Source organism: Bradyrhizobium sp. R2.2-H (assembly GCF_004346455.1).
In the GTDB taxonomy this organism is placed as follows: Bacteria; Pseudomonadota; Alphaproteobacteria; order Rhizobiales; family Xanthobacteraceae; genus Bradyrhizobium; species Bradyrhizobium diversitatis.
The window spans coordinates 198,672-215,282 of the sequence record NZ_SMBR01000002.1 but is presented as its reverse complement, the minus strand read 5'-3'; the positions used below and the strand labels follow the sequence as shown (position 1 = coordinate 215,282).

The following is a 16,611-nucleotide window of genomic DNA, read 5'->3' as shown; positions in this document are numbered from 1 at the left end:
TCCCCTTCTCAACCGACCACCTGCGTCACAGACAACAGGGCCGTCATCACCGACACGATCAGACCGCCGACCACGACGCTGATCAGGATGATCGCCGCAGGTCCGATGATGGCGACCACGCGATCAAGCTGCCGCTGCAGCTTTTCCTCGTAGAATTCGGCGACGCGCCCCGACAACGTCGGCAGCTGTCCGGTCTCTTCGCCAAGCCGCAGCATGCGGACAGCGACCGGCGGCAGGACAGCGGACACGGCCAGCGCTTCAGCGAGCCTTCCACCGTGTCGCACGCGATCTGCCATGGCCGACCAGGCCGGCTCATCGCCGGTTTCGGTCATGATGTCGATCAGGATGCGGAGCGTCGCCGTCAGCGTGACGCCGCTGCCGAGCAGAATACCGAGGTTGCGCGAGAACAGAGCCGCGCGATGAAACTCCACAACGGTCGAAATGACGGGCAATCTCGCAACCTGCGTCACAATGCCTGCCCGCACCGACGGGCGGCGCCACGCCATCCAGCCGCCGACGACTGCGATGGAGACGATGATGCCGATTTCCGGTCCGTGACCGCGCAAGATATCCGAAAGCGCGAGGAACACTTCGATGACCGGATCGGTCTTGGCATTGAAGTCGCGCAGCACCGTCGAGAACTGCGGCAGCACGAACGTGACGAAAAAGATCAGGACGCCGCCCGCGGCGAGCAGCACGAAAGCTGGATATTGCAGGGCTCCGGTGACCTTGCGGTGCAACGCCTCGGCACGCGACCGCTCAGTCCCGATGGTTTCCAGGATATGGTCGAGTCCTCCCGACATCTCGCCGACCCTGACCAGCGCGACATACATCGGCGGAAATAAAGCGGGCTCGCGTGCCAAGGCTTCGGCAAAACTCTCGCCGGACAGAATTGACGTCTTGATGCTGCTGATCACGGGACGCAGCCGGCCGGCATCCATGTCGTTGGCGAGCAGCTCGAGCGCATCATTGAGCCGGGCGCCCGCCTTCAGCAGCAAGGCGAGATCGCGAGTAAATATGGTGACCTCCGCAGGCCCCGGCCTGGAAAGAGCACGCGACAGCGACCATCCCTTTTTCTCGACTTCGGGATCGGCATCGATCGCGACCAGACCGAGATACTCGATACGCTGGGCCACTTCGGCGCGGTCCGCAGCTGCGATCGATCCGGAGACGACCTCGCCCTTCTGAGTCAGTGCCCGGTAACGGAAGGTCGGCATCTCGTCACCTGACGCTCGTCACGCGGAGGATCTCGGCCGCGGAGGTCATGCCGGAGAGGCATTTGGCGCGTCCATCCTCGATCATGGTCGTCATTCCGTTGCGAATGGCGACCTTGTCGATGGACTCCCAATCGGACTGTTCTTCGACAAGCGCGCGAACTTCCTCGTTCATTTCCAGCACTTCGAAGACCCCGATGCGGCCGCGATATCCGACATGGCCGCAGCGCTCGCATCCAACCGGTTCGAAGACGACGTTACCAACGGACAGGCCCACCGCCGCATAGCGCGGATCGGCTTCGAGGTCGGTGTGGGTCAGCGGCCGGCTGCTCCTGCAACGGTCGCAGAGCTGCCGGACCAGGCGCTGGGCGATGACTGCGCGCAAGGTCGAGCGCAGCAGGAAGGCCTCGACACCGAGATCCAGCAGCCGCGGCACGGCTGCGGCGGCCGTCTCCGTGTGCAGCGTGGTCAGAACCAGATGACCGGTGAGAGCCGCGTGGATCGCCACATGGGCGGTTTCGGAGTCGCGGATCTCGCCGACCATGATGACGTCGGGGTCCTGACGTACGAAAGACCGCAGGGCAGTGGCAAATGTCAGACCGATCGCGGGCTTGGCCTGGGATTGTGAAATGCCCGGAATCTCGTATTCGACGGGATCCTCGATCGTCAGAATCTTCCGTGTCGGCTCATTGAGCAGCGACAGCACGGTCGCGAGCGTCGTCGTCTTGCCGCTGCCGGTCGGGCCGGTGACGATGATCATTCCGTGCGGCAGCGCCAGCATCCGCCGCAACTTGCCTTGGTCGCCCGGCAGGAAGCCGAGCCTGTCGATCGACAGCAACGCCCGGTCCCGCGGCAGCAGGCGAATGACCGCGGACTCGCCGTGCTGCGTCGGCATGATCGCAACGCGTATGTCGATTTCTGACCGTGCGGCGCGGACCCGCGCGCCGCCGTCCTGCGGCAACCGGCGCTCCGCGATGTTGAGGCCTGCCAGGATCTTGATCCGGGAGATTACGGCGGCCGGCGGTATGCCGTTCGGTATCGGGACGCTGCGCAGCAGTCCATCGACGCGCATGCGGATCGCCAGAGCGGTGCGGCCGGGCTCGATATGGATGTCGCTGGCGCGCAATTCGACCGCCGTTTCGAACAGCTCGTTGACCGCCCGCACCACCGGCGCGCCGCTGGCGAGGTCGCGGAGATTGTCGATATCGTCGTCATGGACGGCCGCGTTAGCAGCAAGGCCCGGATTCGCACGCTCCTCCTCACCGAGGCGCTGATCGAGCACGGCGGCGATGTCCTCGAACGAGGCGACCTTGACGGCGGGTTCTGTGCCCAGCACGATCCCGGCGGCCTGAACCGAGGCGCGGTCCGTCGGATCGGCGAGCACCAGCACGGGCGGGCCATCGGTGGGCTGGCAGGGAAAGACCGCCATCTCCCGCAGGAATCGCCGAGAGAAATGCTGGACCCGTGCCTGGGCTGCCATCATTTGCTGCAAGCTCGCGCGCGCCAAACCGAAAAACGAGGCAACCTCGTCGGCGAACTCGCTCGCCGACAAATCGCTCGCCTCCCAGAGCCGCCGTAGGCCGCCTTCGAGCGGACTGGTCGGACTTCCGAGCACATCGACGTCCGTCGTCAACCCCGCCTTCTGGCCGAGGCGAGCCGCAAACTCGCGGGCATCCGGGAAAGCCATGAACGTCTACCGAAGTCACTCTGGTGGCCGCAGAGCGGCGAGCGCGCCGTTTAGCTCATTTTTACGAATGGAAATGTGACGCGATGATCGATCATGATAACCACATCTCGCATAACCAGAACCGCTCAGCCAAAGCCGCTGACGTGGCGGCAGAATTCTGCGCCTCGCCAGCTGTATAATAAGCCACGACCCACAATAACAATCGACCGAGAGTTCATAACACATGAATGTCACACGAGAGGGTTAAGCAGGCCACGGTCGGCTCGCCCGCCGCAACGAGAAAACCAGTGGGCAGTGCGTGAGTGAGGCAGACAGTGAGCCGAACAGCAGTCCGGATCGGCTTGGTCGTCCAGTGCGTCTTCGTCTGCGTGCTGCTGGGATCGTGCAACACGGTGAGCGGCGTTGCGGATGCCGATGCCAAGGACCCGGACGTGTTCGACAAGGTCCGGTCCGTCGACCTGTTGCCGCGCTATCCGAACCAGCTACCGCAGCGTGAGCTATCGACCGGCCCCCGGGCCAAGACAGCGATCTATAACGGCGCCTCCGGCGAGGACGCGCCCGTCGCGACGTCATCGCAGAATGCCGGCGTCAGCACCGAAAGGTTCGAGCTGAACTTCGACAATTCACCGATCGCTTCGGTCGCCAAGGTCGTGCTCGGAGACATTCTCGCCGTCGGCTATGTCATCGATCCGCGCGTCCAGGGCAATATCAGCCTGTCGTCCGGTCGTCCGATTCCGAAATCCGACGTCGTCTTCGCGCTCGAGAACGCGCTGAGGATCGGCGGCATCGCTCTGGTCCGGGACGACACCGGCTATCGGCTCATGCCGCAGGGCGACGCGGTGGGTGCGGGTACCGCGGACGCGTCCGACCGCATGACGCCCGGCTACGGCATCACCGTCGTACCGCTGCAGTACGTCTCGGCCCAGACCGTCATCAAGCTGGTGGAGAGCTTTGCCGCGAAGCAAGGAATGATCCGTGCAGACACCGGCCGCAACCTGATCCTGATCCAGGGCTCCGGCAGCGAGCGCCGCAATACGGTCGACCTGGTGCTCAGCTTCGACGCCGATTTCCTCAAGGGGCAATCGGTTGGCGTCTTCCCGGTCCAGAACAGCAATCCGAGCCCGATTATTGCGGAGCTCGAGAAGATCGTGGATTCCGGCGAAGGCGGCATGACGCAGAACCTGATCAAGTTCCAGTCTATCGCCAGGATGAACGCGGTGCTCGCGGTGACACGGCGACCGGAGCTGCTGAAGCGGGTCGAGACCTGGATACGCCGCCTCGATACCACGAACAGCGGCCGGTCCGCCGTTCACGTCTACCGGGTCAAATTCGGCGATTCCAGGCAGATCGCGCGCGTGCTCAACGACGTCTTCGGCGCCGGCGGCACACCGGGCTCGTCCACCTCGCCGCTCGATGGCGCGAGCGGGCAGATTGCACCCGGATCCGGCATCGCGGCGAGTTCGAGCGGCGGATCCGCACTCAGCCGGCTCTCGGCGTCCCCCAATCAGTCGAGCGGCGGATTTGGATCCAATGCGGGCGGACGCGCTGCAAACAGCGCGGCGGCAGATGCATCCTCCGGCGGTCAGCCGGCCTACGGCGGATCATCGACGGCCCAGGGCGGCACCAGCCTGTTCGACAATGCCGGCGCCGGCCAGACTTCCGGACGCGGCGGTGCGGGTGCCGGCAACGTGCTCGACGGCGTTCGCATCACCGCCGACAGCGTGAACAACACGCTGTTGATCTTTGCGAGCCAGGAACAGTACCGCATCATCGAACAGACCATCCGCGAAATCGATCAACCCCAGTTGCAGGTGGCCATCGACGCCACGATCGCCGAAGTGACGCTGACGGACGACCTTCAATACGGAATACAGTCGTACATCATGAGCCGCGATCTCGGCCTCAAGCCGAATACCGGCTCTTTCGGCTACAACGGCGCGACATCGGTCGCCGCGGCGGCCGCCGACGTCGTGCTCCAGCGCGCCATTCCGGGGTTCAACTTCCTGGTCGGTTCTGCACAGACGCCGCGTGCGATCCTGAACGCCCTGCACGCGATCACCGACGTCAAGGTTCTGTCGAACCCGTCGGTTGTCGTAATCGACAATCAGATCGCGACCCTGCAGGTGGGTGACGAAATCCCGATCCAGACCGGGAGTGCGACGGTCCTGACCGGCAGCAACACCATCGCCAACACCACGGACTATCGCAGCACCGGCATCATCCTTCGCGTCGTGCCGCGGATCAATGCAAACGGCAATGTCCGTCTCGACGTCGAGCAGGAGATCTCAAATCCCGTCAGCAATTCATCCGGCTCCTCGTCGACCTCGACCAATTCGCTGACACCTACCGTGTCGACGCGGAAGGTCCGCAGTTCGGTCGCCGTCGCCAGCGGACAGACGGTCCTGCTGGCAGGTCTCATCAGCGATACGCAAACCAAGGCGCGGGCCGGCATACCGGGACTGGACCAGATCCCCGGCCTCGGCGAAGCCGTGTTCGGCCAGACCGACAAGCAGGTCAGGCGCACCGAGCTGATCATCTTCATCCGGCCGCAGATCATCCGAGACGGCGCCGATGCTCATTTCGTGGCCGAGGAATTGCGCACCAAGCTGCGCGGCACGATCAACGCGATCGGACCTCAGCAGAGCGCGCCGACCACCTATCGCTGACCGGCTTATGATTCACGCCGCAGGAGCGCTCCACATGATCAGGTGCCGCACGCTTGGAGCCATCGTCCTTGTCGGCCTCTGCGGAACAGGCATGGCCCGCGCCGATGCGCTCGGCGCCGGGACGAATGCCTTCAACCGAGGCGATTACAACACGGCCGCTCGGCTTCTCCTGCCGCAGGCCGAGCGCGGCAGCGCTCGAGCGCAAGGCATGGTGGGCTTCATGCACGCGACCGGGCAAGGGCTTCCGCAGGCTTACGATGCAGCTACCTACTGGTACAGGCTTGCGGCCGAGAAAGGCGACGTGACCTCGCAATATCTGCTCGGTCTGGCCTACGACAAGGGCCAGGGCGTTCCTCAGGACGAGGTCGCCGCCTACAAATGGCTCAACCTTGCGGCAGCTCATGCCCCGAAACGAATGCGCGAGAATTTCGCCAAACTGCGCAACGCCGTCGCGTCCAAGATGAGCCGGGGCCAGATCGCCGCCGGCCAATGGCACGCGCTGCGCTGGCCGCAAGACTCGGACTTCTGATCGCGCCAATCAGCCGACACTCCACAGCGCCGTTTGCAGCAGCCAACCGATCCAGATCGCGGGTGCGAAGAACAACCCGAACGGCAACCGGTCATTCCTGGGTGCGTTCTGGCCCAGCATCAGGCGTCTGAGACCAAAAGCCGCCAGGGCCGACAACGCAGCGAGTTCGACTGCAATCGGTAAGACTGTCCAGTCGAGCCACGCGCCGGCAACGGCCGCCAGCTTGACGTCACCGAGCCCGATGCCATTCCGTCGCCGCAGCCGCAGATAAGCGGCGCGCAGGCCCCAAAAAGCGCCCGCGACCACCAGCGCCCTCAGGATCGCTTCAGCGGGCCATGTTACATCGCCGTGTCCGAGGATCGCGGCGTTGACAATTCCAAGCGCAACGCCCGCGGCATTCAGTTGATCGGGGATCAGAAACATCCTCGCGTCGATCATGGCGATCGCCAGCATCAGAAGCGCCAACCCTGCGCCGAGAACGCCCGCAGCGCTCTCTCCCACCGACACGCTTGCAACTATGCCGGACAGGCCCAGACCGAGGAGCAAGGGACTGATTCCGCCGCAGACCTGACCTCCCCATCGAAGCCAAGCGCCACGATCGGGCTGAACGTGCATGCAGGGAGCTGCCCCATCAGGGGCGCGGTCGGCCTCAGCCTCCCCTGACGATCCACCTCTCATCACAGCGTCCTCAAGCAAGCCATGTCCGTCCCCTCACGTTAGCCGAGGACCCCCTGCCTCCATGTGACGTCAGCGTGAATGTTAACGATAGTCACCTGGAGATCGATGCGGCTATGATCGAACCTGAGCGTTCGATTCAATCTTAGATAATGGCTTAGCCGGACTTCCAGCTCTTTCTGCCAGCCTCTTCCTGCAAAGGATCGGCGGGTGGAGCATGAGCAAGAAGGGGCGATTGGAGGTCTTGGCGATCGCCGGCATGGTTGCAGCCGGCCTCACTTTGCAGCCGGCACATGCCTTCCTCGCTCGCCCTGCCCTGTTCGCGGCCATCGGCGCCGCGACGAAGCCACCGGCCGGATGGCAGCAGTTCTGCGCCGAAAACGCCGACGAATGCCGTCCAGGCACGGAGCAGGCCCGCGACGTGGTGCTCACGCCCGAGAAGCTGCAGGAGCTCTATGCAGTCAACAAATACGTCAATGATCGGGTGGCCTGGACCAGCGACGACGCACTCTACGGCAAGGCCGAACGTTGGACCCTCCCGCTTGATCGCGGCGATTGCGAGGATTTCGCTTTGCTCAAGCGCAAATTGCTCGCCAGAGCGGGCTGGCCGCAGGGTTCGCTCCTGATCACGACGGTCGAAGAGCCGCGCCCAAGCCGAGGACGCCACGCCGTTCTGACGGTCCGCACCGACCGCGGTGAGATGATTCTGGACAATCAGACGCCGGAAATCCTGTTCTGGTACGAGACGAACTATCGCTATCTATCCCGTCAAAGCGCCTCCGACCCCAACGTCTGGGTCTCCTTCGGGACCGAGCAGCCCAAACCGGCAGTCGCGCGCATCGAGCGCTGATTGACCAGGCCGGCATCGCTGCCGGCAGACATCAAACTCTCCAAGACGAGCAGGGAGGCGGCACGAACGCCGCCGGGATGCGCCCTGTCGTCGCACGCTACCGCCATAATAACATTATCTATCCGCAATGATATAAATGTATCATTAGTCCATGGAATGATTCGCCTGTCGAATTGTAACTATATCGCGTTCAACCCATTGGCTCTCACTCAGAGGCACATATGACGACCGAATTTGTCGCGAGCGGCACGACGACAGTTTCCTCTTCCACCACTACCACCTACATCATCGTCGCCCCGGGGACCCTCGATGTCGCCAACGGCGGCGGCGTATCCGGGGCGACGGCTGTCGGCACGGGCAGCAGCATCGTGGTCGAGGCCGGCGGCACGGCCAACAACTCGACGATCGTCGGGGGAGTGCAGTTCACCTATGGGACCGCCAACGGCGCCGTGATCTCGAACGGTGGCATCCAGCACGTCTATGGCGGCACGGCCAGCAACGTCATCGTCAGCGCGGGCGGTTATCAGGATGTCATGAACGCCACGGTCACAGGAACGACCTTGGCGGGCTCCCGTCAGGTCCATGCCGGCGGCGTGACCTACTCTACTGTGATCGTCAGCGGCGGCAACGATTTTGTTGCAGCCGGTGGAACGACCTACAGCACCATAATCTCGTCCGGTGGCTTGCAGTATGTCGGCGAGAACGGCACATCGAACGGCACGCAGATCAACAATGGCGGCTACCAGTACGTTCAGGGCACCGGCAACGATACCACCGTTTTCGGCGGCGGCGTTCAGCAGGTTGCCGGAACGACCAACAACACCGTTGTCATGAGCGGCGGCATCCAGCACGTCGTGCTCAGCGGCACGGCGATCACCACGATCGTACAGGCCGGCGGCTTCCAGCAGGTCAACAACGGGACTGTGCAAGGCAGCCAAGTTGGCGGGAGCTTGCAGGTTATGGCGGCGGGGAACTCGACCGATACGGTGGTGCTTGCCGGTGGCAACGAGTACATCGGCACGGGCGCAACAGCCAGCGGGACGATCGTGAACGCGGGTGGCCTGCAATACATCGACGTGGGCGGCTCGGCTACCGCGACCCAAGTGAACGGCGGCTACGTCTTCGTGGCGGGAACGGCATCCGGCGCGGTCGTCACCAGCGGCGAGTTCGACGTGGCGGGCTCGGCAAGCAATACGCATCTGGCGGGAGGCACCGGTTACATCTATGCCGGCGGCGTCCAGAACGACGTGGACTTCGCCGGTACGGCCTCGAAACTCTATCTCGAAGACGCGTCGGGCCTGACCGGGACCGTCGCAAACTTCGAGGTTGGGGATATCATCGACTTCCGCAATCTGGTGGTGTCGTCTTACGCGTTTGACGGCGCGAACCTCACACTGAACACGAGTGGCGGATCATTCAGCTATCTGTTCTCGGGCGTCCAGGCCAATACCGAGATCAACGTGGCGTCCGACGGTCAGGGCGGCACCGCGATCTCGCTGGCTCTGCTGACGCAATTCTCCAGCACGCTGGTTCCGGAATCCGGCCAGGACGGAATCACCTCTCAGGGCTCCGACGATCAGAACACTCAACTTGTGCACGCCCAAAGCTGAGCGCGAACGTCGCGGGCCGTATCGGATACTCCCGGTACGGCCCATGCTGCCGACTCCCATCACGTACTTGCAGTGACGGCGCTCGTGAATCACGCCGCTTGCCGGAAGATAGGCGATAGCCCCCTCCTTCTGAGATCGACGCGGCCGCCTGACGAACGAAGAGCCAGTCTTTCGGGCCTTCGATCCAATTCTTGCCCGCGGATTGACATCCAGATCGGGCACAATGTCACATCATATGCAAATCAATATCATAAAATATCATAAACATATCGTTTATCCCCTGCGCGGGTTTAGCGCGCATTCCGGATGACGCGGCGCGCACGGATTCTAACCCATCAGCGTCCCGCAGCATCCTTTGAGGTTATGTTATGACCACCGTCGTAAAAATAGGTACCGAATTTCAGGTCAATAGCCAAACGGCCGGCGGCCAGTGGTACCCCTCCGTCACCGGGCTTGCCAACGGCGGCTTCGTCGTCACCTGGCAGGATGGTCTCGCCGGATATAACGGCAGCGGCAGCAGCTCGCTCGGCGACGCCAGTGGCTCTTCCGTCAAGGCGCAGGTCTATGCCGCCGACGGCAGCAAGGTCGGCTGGGAATTCCTCGTCAACACCCAGACCACGGGATCGCAGACCACTCCGGTCGTGACCGGCCTCAGCAACGGCGGTTTCGTCGTCTCCTGGCAGGACCAGAACTCGACGAGCGGAGACATCAAGGCCCAGATCTACAGTGCCAGCGGCACCCCGGTCGGCAGCGAGGTTCTGATCAATACGGTCACCTCCAGCAATCAGAACATGCCGGCTATCACCGGTCTGCCGAACGGCGGCTTTGTGGTCGCATGGACCAATCAGGGTTCGTCCGCGCCCGACGTCAAGGCCCAGGTCTACGACTCGAACGGTGCCAAGGTCGGCTCGGAATTGCTGGTGAACTCGACCAGCGTCTATGATCAGGAGCGAACCTCGATCACCACGCTGAGCAACGGCGACTTCGTGGTGACCTGGAACGATTTCCGCACCGGCAATTGGGAAGTTCGCGGCCAGGTGCTCCACCCCACGGCCAGCGGGGCAACCAAGGTGGGCGGCGAATTCATCGTCGATCAAGCCTATTACAACAATCGCATGGTTGCCGGCGTGACCGGGCTCGCCAACGGCAATTTCGTCATCAGCTTCGAGGATGCCAGCGGCGAAGTTCGCGCGCAGGTGTTCACGGCCGGCGGCGCCAAGGTCGGCTCCGAATTCCAGGTCAATACCCAGACCAGCGGCAATCAAGGCTTTTCGAGCATCACCGCCCTGACCGGCGGCGGCTTTGTCGTGACCTGGTCGGACGAAGGCACCGCGGACGGCAGCGGCTCTGGCATCAAGGCGCAGGTCTATGACGCGGCCGGGGCCAAGGTCGGCGGCGAATACGTCGTCAACTCGCAGACCGCAAGCTATCAGTACTACCCGACCGTCGCGGCGCTGGCGAATGGCGGCTTCGTGATCAGCTGGCAGGATTTCAGCCAGACTCTCGGCGACAACTCCTCCTATGGCATCACCGCCCAGGTCTTCAATCTGTCGAACGCGCCCACCGCACCGACCATCGCGTCAGTAACCGACGACGTCTCGCCGAACACCGGCACGATCGCCAACGGCGCCAGCACCAACGACACCAACCTGATGGTTCGCGTTGCCACCGGCAGCAACTTCGCGGGCGACGTCATCCAGCTGTTCGATGGCCAGACCGCGCTGGGCACCGGCGTGACACTCGCGCTTGCCGACATCGCACGCGGCTACATCGACCTTCAGACCGGCGTGCTCGGCGACGCCACCCATGCAATCACCGCCAAAGTCACAGATACAACCGGCGCGGTGAGCGATGCCGCCGCCGCGGTCAACGTCACTGTCGATACCGCTGCGCCGGTTGTCGGCATTACCGGCGTCAGCCTCAACACCTCCAACCTGCCCAACTTCACCATCAGCGGCAGCACCGAGCCTGGCCTGCAGGTCTCGGTCTATGACGAAGCGCCGCTGATCGGCACCACGACGGCTGGCGACGACGGATCCTGGAGCCTGGCCGGTGTGACTCTGGTGGAGGGCGCCAACAACCTGACCGCCAAGACCACGGACCTCGCCGGCAACATAGGCAATTCGACGGTCTTCGCGGCGCCCACGCTGGTATCCACCGCTCCGGTTTCGGTCACCTCGGCGAGCACCACCTCGATGGGCTACGTCGTCCTCGGCAGCGGCGTGCTCGATGTTGTCGGCGGCGGCAACGTCTCCGGCCACATCACGATCGGCAATGGGGGCATCGTCGATGTCCAGAACGGCGCGACGACCCAGCACGCCGACATCCTGAGCGGCGGCGTGCAGTATGACTACGGCAACGCCAGCGACACGACGGTCCATGCCGGCGGTCAGCAGCACGTCTACTTCGGTGGCAAGGCCGACGGGACCACAGTGGAAGCCGGCGGCTACCAGGACGTCTACTCGAGCTCGACCGTCACCAACGTTACGCTCAAGGGCCAGCAACAGGTTCTTGCCGGTGGCAGCGCGATCAACACCACCGTCACCAGCGGCGGCTATCAGTATGTCGGCAACGGCGGCCACACTGAAGGCACCGTGATCGACACCGGCGGTCTCCAGTACGTCGACACCGGGGCCACCGCTGACGACACCGTCATCAGCGGCGGCTTCCAGTTCGTCAACGGCAGCTCGAACGGTGGTTCGATCGGCGACGGTCAATCCCAGACCGGCGGCATTGCGAACAACGTGACGGTCAAGAACGGGGGCGCCCAGCACGTCTATAACGGCGGCAGCGCCTCGGGCACGACGGTCGAGGCCGGAGCCTTCCAGGACGTCTACCACGGCGCCGTGACCGGCACGCTGCTCAGCGGCTCGCAGCAGGTCCTCGAAGGTGCCAGCGCCGACCAGACGGTGGTCCAGGCTGGCGGCAACGCTTATGTCGGCGATGGCGGCAGCGTGACCGCGACCACGGTGAATGCCGGTGGCCTTCTGTACGTCGACACCGGCGCGTCCGCTTCGGGCACGACGATCGATGGCGGCTTCGCCTGGATCGCCGGCACGGCCTTCAACACCACGATCAACGGCGGCGAACTGGACGTGACGGGCTCGGTCTCGGGCACGCATCTGGCCGGCGGCGTGGAACGCGTGCTGGCGGGCGGCGTGGAGAATGGCGTCGATTTCGCTGGCTCGGCGGCAACGCTGATGCTGGAGAAGGCCGACGGCCTCACCGGCACCGTGTCGAACTTCGAAGTCGGCGACATGATCGACCTGCTCAACACGTCGGTCTCCTCGTTCACCTTCGACGGCTCGACTCTGACACTGGTAACGAATACCGGTACCCACGCCTACCAGTTTGCCGGAGTACAGTCCGGCACCGAGCTGAACGTCGCTGACGACGGCCACGGCGGGACGGCCATCTCGCTGTCGCTGCTCGTGCAGCAATCGGCCAGTCTCGTTCCCGACGCAGGCACGGAGAGCAGCTTCGTGGCGCAGGACACCACCCAGCAGCAGACCACGCTGGTCAGCCACGGCTGATCCCGCGATCGGCACCGGCACAGCCGGTCCCGATTTCCGTCCGAAGCGGGAGGCCCCTCTCGGCCTCCCGCTTCACGGGCAACGACGTACACGCAATAACATTGTCCGCAAGTCTCGAACGTAGTTATCAAACCGTAACATAGCAGCGTTAGCTATCGACCGCCTGCCGTCGGCAGAAGATGTCCGATCATCCGGACCTGGTGACCTCGGATAGCTGCTGTCAATGACCATGAACGAAACCGATGCGAGGGAGCCGGCGGCCAAACAAGCGGCCGCTGCCGTCTCTGCGGGACCGGCAGCCGATCCCGGTCTGACCGCGCTGGTCATGATGCTCCAACTCCTCGGCGTCCCCGCCGAGCCGGAGCAACTTCGCCATCAGCTCGGGGTGAACGTCATCGGCATCACGGACATGCTGCGGTCGACCAAGCAGTTCAACGTCAAGGCGCGGCTGGTGAAGACGAGCTGGGACCGTCTCGACAAGACACCCCTGCCGGCCGTCGTTCCGCTACGCGACGGCGGCTTCCTCATCCTGGGCAAGGCCGGCGACGGCAAGGCCATCGTGCAATATCCCGGCTCGCCGCGTCCGCAGATGCTGACCAAGGCCCAGTTCGAGGTACTCTGGGACGGCCGCGTCATCTTGATGACCAAGCGGGCAGCGCTGGCCGAATTGTCGCGGCGCTTCGACATCACCTGGTTCATGGGCGCGATCAACCGCTATCGCGGCCTGCTCGGCGAGGTGCTGCTGGCCTCGTTCTTTCTGCAGATCTTCGCGCTGGTGTCGCCGCTGTTCTTCCAGGTGGTGATCGACAAGGTGCTCGTCCACCGCAGCCTCGGGACGCTGGACGTGCTGGTCGTGGGCATCGTCGCGATATCGATGTTCGAGGTCGTCCTCGGCGGCCTGCGCACCTACCTGTTCGCGCACACCACGAACCGCATCGACGTCGAACTCGGCGCGCGCCTTTTTCGCCATCTGCTGGCGCTTCCTCTGTCCTATTTCCAGGCGCGGCGCGTCGGCGACACCGTGGCACGGGTCCGTGAACTCGAGAATCTGCGCAATTTCATCACCGGCTCGGCCCTGACGCTGGTGATCGATCTGTTCTTCACCTTCGTGTTTCTGGCGCTGATGGCGTTCTACTCGCCGTTGCTGACCGCAATCGTCATCGCGTCCTTTCCGTTCTACATCGCCATCTCCGCCGGAGCCACGCCGCTGTTCCGCTATCGGCTCGACGAGAAATTCAAGCGCGGCGCCGAGAACCAGTCATTCCTGGTGGAGAGCGTCACGGGCGTCGAGGCGCTCAAGGCCATGGCCGTCGAGCCGCAGATGCAACGGCGCTGGGAGGAGCAGCTTGCAGGCTACGTCGCGTCCAGCTTCCGAGTCGTCAATCTTGGCAACGTCGCCAGCCAAGGCGTTCAGTTCGTCAGCAAGATCGACATGGCGGTGCTGCTCTATTTCGGCGCCAAGCTCGTCATCGACGGCAATCTGACCGTCGGCGAACTCGTCGCCTTCAACATGCTATCTGGCCGCGTCACCGCACCGGTGCTGAGACTGTCCCAGCTCTGGCAGGACTTCCACCAGGCGCGATTGTCGGTCGAACGGCTCGGTGACATCCTCAACACCGTGCCGGAGCCGACGCACCGGCCTGGACGCGCGGCCCTGCCGGCTATCCGCGGCGAGATCGTCTTCGAGCATGTCGGCTTCCGGTACCGGATCGACGGACCGTCCATCCTGAACGACATCAACCTGAGAATACCGGCCGGTCAGATCGTCGGGATCGTCGGCACCTCCGGATCCGGCAAGAGCACATTGGGAAAGCTGATTCAACGGCTATACCTGCCCGAATCGGGGCGCGTGCTGGTGGATGGCAACGATCTAGCAGCGGTCGACCCGACCTGGCTGCGTCGGCAGGTCGGCGTCGTGCTGCAGGAGAACATGCTGTTCAACCGCTCGGTGCGCGACAACATCGCGCTGGCGGACCCTGCCCTGCCGATGGAACGGGTTGTCGCCGCGGCGCAGCTTGCCGGCGCGCACGAGTTCATCCTCGAGCTCCAGGACGGTTATGACACGATTATCGGCGAGCGGGGCAGCACGCTGTCGGGAGGTCAGCGCCAGCGCATCGCGATCGCGCGGGCGCTGACGAGCAATCCGCGGGTACTGATCTTCGACGAAGCCACCTCCGCTCTCGATTACGAGAGCGAGCGGGTGATCCAGCAGAACATGCGCGAGATCACGGCAGGCCGTACCGTCCTGATCATCGCGCATCGGCTCTCGACCGTGCGGACAGCGGACCGCATCATCACGATCGAGCGCGGGCGCATCGTCGAGGACGGTTCGCACGACCAGTTGATCCGCAGCGGCGGGCGTTATGCGACACTTCATCGTGTCCAGGCAGGCATCCATGAAGTCGGCTAGGGCGAGGCTCGCCTCGCTAGGCAGGCCGACCCGCACGCGCGACGAGCGGGCATTCCTTCCGGCCGCCGTAGAGATCGTGGAGACACCGCCCTCCCCGATCGGCCGCGCCATTTCCGGGACGATCTCGGCGGTCTTCCTGATCGCGCTGATTTGGGCCAGCATTGGCACGGTCAACATCATCGCCATTGCGACCGGCAAGATCGTGCCGGATGGCCGCACCAAGGTGATCCAGCCGTTCGAGACCGCCGTGGTGCGTGCCATCCACGTGCGGGATGGTCAGCGGGTGAAGGCCGGGGACCTGCTGATCGAACTCGACCCGACGATGAGCCAAGCGGAACTCAGCCATCTCCAGAGCGACCTAGTCGCCAGCGAACTCGACATCGCGCGCCTGCGGGCAGCGCTTGCCGGTGGTGACGAAAGCAAATTCGTCCCGCCCGAACGCGCTACCCCTGAGCAGATCCGGACCGCCAAGCGGTTCCTCGCTTCGCAAACAGCCGAACAGTCGGCCAAGCTGACCACGTTGGAATGGCAGGGCGCGCAAAAGAAGGCGGAGCGGGCAACCACCGAGGCCTCGATCGGCAAGATCTCCTCGTTGATCCCGATCCTCCAGCAGCGCGTCGATGTACGGAAATATCTAGTCGACCGCGAATACGGCTCCAAGCTGCAATTTCTCACCGAGATGCAGGACCTCGTCTCCTACCAGCAGGAACTGCTGGTCCAGAAGAGCCACTTTGCCGAGGCTGACGCGGCCGTGGGCGGCATCGAAGAGACCTTGCGGCGCACGGAAGCCGAATACCAGCGTGGCCTGTTCGACGAACTCGCAAAGGCCGAGCAGAAGGCAACAGGGCTGCGCCAGGACATTATCAAGGCCGAGCAGCGCACCAGCCTGCTGCGCCTCAGCGCGCAGGAAGACGGCATCGTTCAGCAACTCGCCGTCCACTCGATCGGGGGCGTTGTCACGCCGGCGCAGACGCTGATGGTTTTGGTGCCAACAAGCGGCGGCCTCGAGATCGAGGCCATGATCTCCAACCGCGACATTGGCTTCGTCCGTCCGGGCGAAGAGGCCGCGATCAAGATCGATACGTTCAGCTTCACCCGTTACGGATTACGTCAGGGCCGGGTGCTCAGCGTCTCGCAGGACGCCATCGTCCGCAACAAGCCGCAGGAAAAGCCCGGCGAGGCGCCGACGGGCACAGAAACGGCATCCAGCGAGCCGAAAGGGCAGGAACTCGTCTATTCCGCCCGCGTCTCCCTCGACCGCCCCGAAATGGACGTCGATGGGCGCACCGTCAATCTGGCGCCCGGCATGGCCGTGACCGTCGAAATCAAGACCGGCACGCGGACCATCCTAAGCTATCTGATCTCGCCGCTCATTCGCTATGGTCAGGAAAGCTTGCGGGAGCGCTGAGGCGCGCGGCGATGACAAGCTGGAGACGG

10 protein-coding genes are annotated in these 16,611 nt (G+C 63.8%); 7 read left to right on the top strand and 3 right to left on the bottom strand.

What is annotated here, in order from left to right; all coding sequences use genetic code 11:
- Nucleotides 1-8 precede the first annotated feature (8 nt).
- The gene (locus tag EDE08_RS05145; protein WP_131867801.1) at nt 9-1,217 is read right to left on the bottom strand and encodes a type II secretion system F family protein; all 1,209 of its coding nucleotides are present in this window, start codon (nt 1,215-1,217) and stop codon (nt 9-11) included.
- A gap of 4 nt (nt 1,218-1,221) precedes the next feature.
- Nucleotides 1,222-2,901, bottom strand: a complete 1,680-nt coding sequence (locus EDE08_RS05140; RefSeq protein ID WP_131867799.1) for a GspE/PulE family protein — start codon at nt 2,899-2,901, stop codon at nt 1,222-1,224.
- Between the two features lie 314 nt (nt 2,902-3,215).
- On the opposite strand from EDE08_RS05140, the gene gspD reads away from it, so the two are divergent.
- Together gspD and EDE08_RS05130 are read left to right on the top strand one after the other, a co-directional pair.
- Nucleotides 3,216-5,567 carry a type II secretion system secretin GspD gene (gene gspD, locus EDE08_RS05135; RefSeq protein WP_131867797.1) on the top strand — a complete coding sequence of 784 codons (2,352 nt, stop codon included), beginning with the start codon at nt 3,216-3,218 and terminating at the stop codon, nt 5,565-5,567.
- 34 nt (nt 5,568-5,601) lie between these two features.
- Nucleotides 5,602-6,096, top strand: a complete 495-nt coding sequence (locus tag EDE08_RS05130) for a tetratricopeptide repeat protein (protein ID WP_131867795.1) — start codon at nt 5,602-5,604, stop codon at nt 6,094-6,096.
- A gap of 9 nt (nt 6,097-6,105) precedes the next feature.
- Here the strand turns inward: EDE08_RS05130 and EDE08_RS05125 are convergent, their stop codons facing one another.
- A complete protein-coding gene (locus EDE08_RS05125) occupies nt 6,106-6,642 on the bottom strand; it encodes a prepilin peptidase (RefSeq protein ID WP_245524702.1) in 537 nt (178 codons plus the stop codon).
- Nucleotides 6,643-7,015: 373 nt separating this feature from the next.
- On the opposite strand from EDE08_RS05125, the gene EDE08_RS05120 reads away from it, so the two are divergent.
- From EDE08_RS05120 to EDE08_RS05100, 5 genes are all read left to right on the top strand, one after another.
- Nucleotides 7,016-7,621 (top strand): transglutaminase-like cysteine peptidase, encoded by a 606-nt coding sequence (locus EDE08_RS05120; protein WP_131867793.1) that lies wholly within the window; start codon nt 7,016-7,018, stop codon nt 7,619-7,621.
- Nucleotides 7,622-7,842: 221 nt separating this feature from the next.
- Entirely contained in the window at nt 7,843-9,231 is a 1,389-nt protein-coding gene (locus EDE08_RS05115) for an AIDA repeat-containing protein (protein WP_131867791.1), read from the top strand.
- Between the two features lie 368 nt (nt 9,232-9,599).
- Complete coding sequence (locus EDE08_RS05110) at nt 9,600-12,764, top strand: AIDA repeat-containing protein (RefSeq protein WP_131867789.1); 3,165 nt, start codon at nt 9,600-9,602, stop codon at nt 12,762-12,764.
- Nucleotides 12,765-12,987: 223 nt separating this feature from the next.
- Nucleotides 12,988-15,174: a type I secretion system permease/ATPase gene (locus tag EDE08_RS05105; protein ID WP_207912899.1), complete on the top strand. Its 2,187-nt coding sequence runs from the start codon at nt 12,988-12,990 to the stop codon at nt 15,172-15,174.
- On the top strand, nt 15,161-16,582 hold the full coding sequence (locus EDE08_RS05100; RefSeq protein ID WP_131867787.1) for an HlyD family type I secretion periplasmic adaptor subunit: 1,422 nt from the start codon (nt 15,161-15,163) through the stop codon (nt 16,580-16,582). The genes EDE08_RS05105 and EDE08_RS05100 overlap by 14 nt, the downstream gene beginning before the upstream one ends.
- The last annotated feature ends 29 nt before the right edge of the window (nt 16,583-16,611 follow it).

Coding starts and splice junctions, on each gene's coding strand:
- EDE08_RS05105 (WP_207912899.1), top strand. CDS start 12,988: ATGACCATGAACGAAACCGATGCGAGGGAGCCGGCGGCCAAACAAGCG.
- EDE08_RS05115 (WP_131867791.1), top strand. CDS start 7,843: ATGACGACCGAATTTGTCGCGAGCGGCACGACGACAGTTTCCTCTTCC.
- EDE08_RS05100 (WP_131867787.1), top strand. CDS start 15,161: ATGAAGTCGGCTAGGGCGAGGCTCGCCTCGCTAGGCAGGCCGACCCGC.
- EDE08_RS05130 (WP_131867795.1), top strand. CDS start 5,602: ATGATCAGGTGCCGCACGCTTGGAGCCATCGTCCTTGTCGGCCTCTGC.
- EDE08_RS05145 (WP_131867801.1), bottom strand. CDS start 1,217: ATGCCGACCTTCCGTTACCGGGCACTGACTCAGAAGGGCGAGGTCGTC.
- EDE08_RS05110 (WP_131867789.1), top strand. CDS start 9,600: ATGACCACCGTCGTAAAAATAGGTACCGAATTTCAGGTCAATAGCCAA.
- EDE08_RS05140 (WP_131867799.1), bottom strand. CDS start 2,901: ATGGCTTTCCCGGATGCCCGCGAGTTTGCGGCTCGCCTCGGCCAGAAG.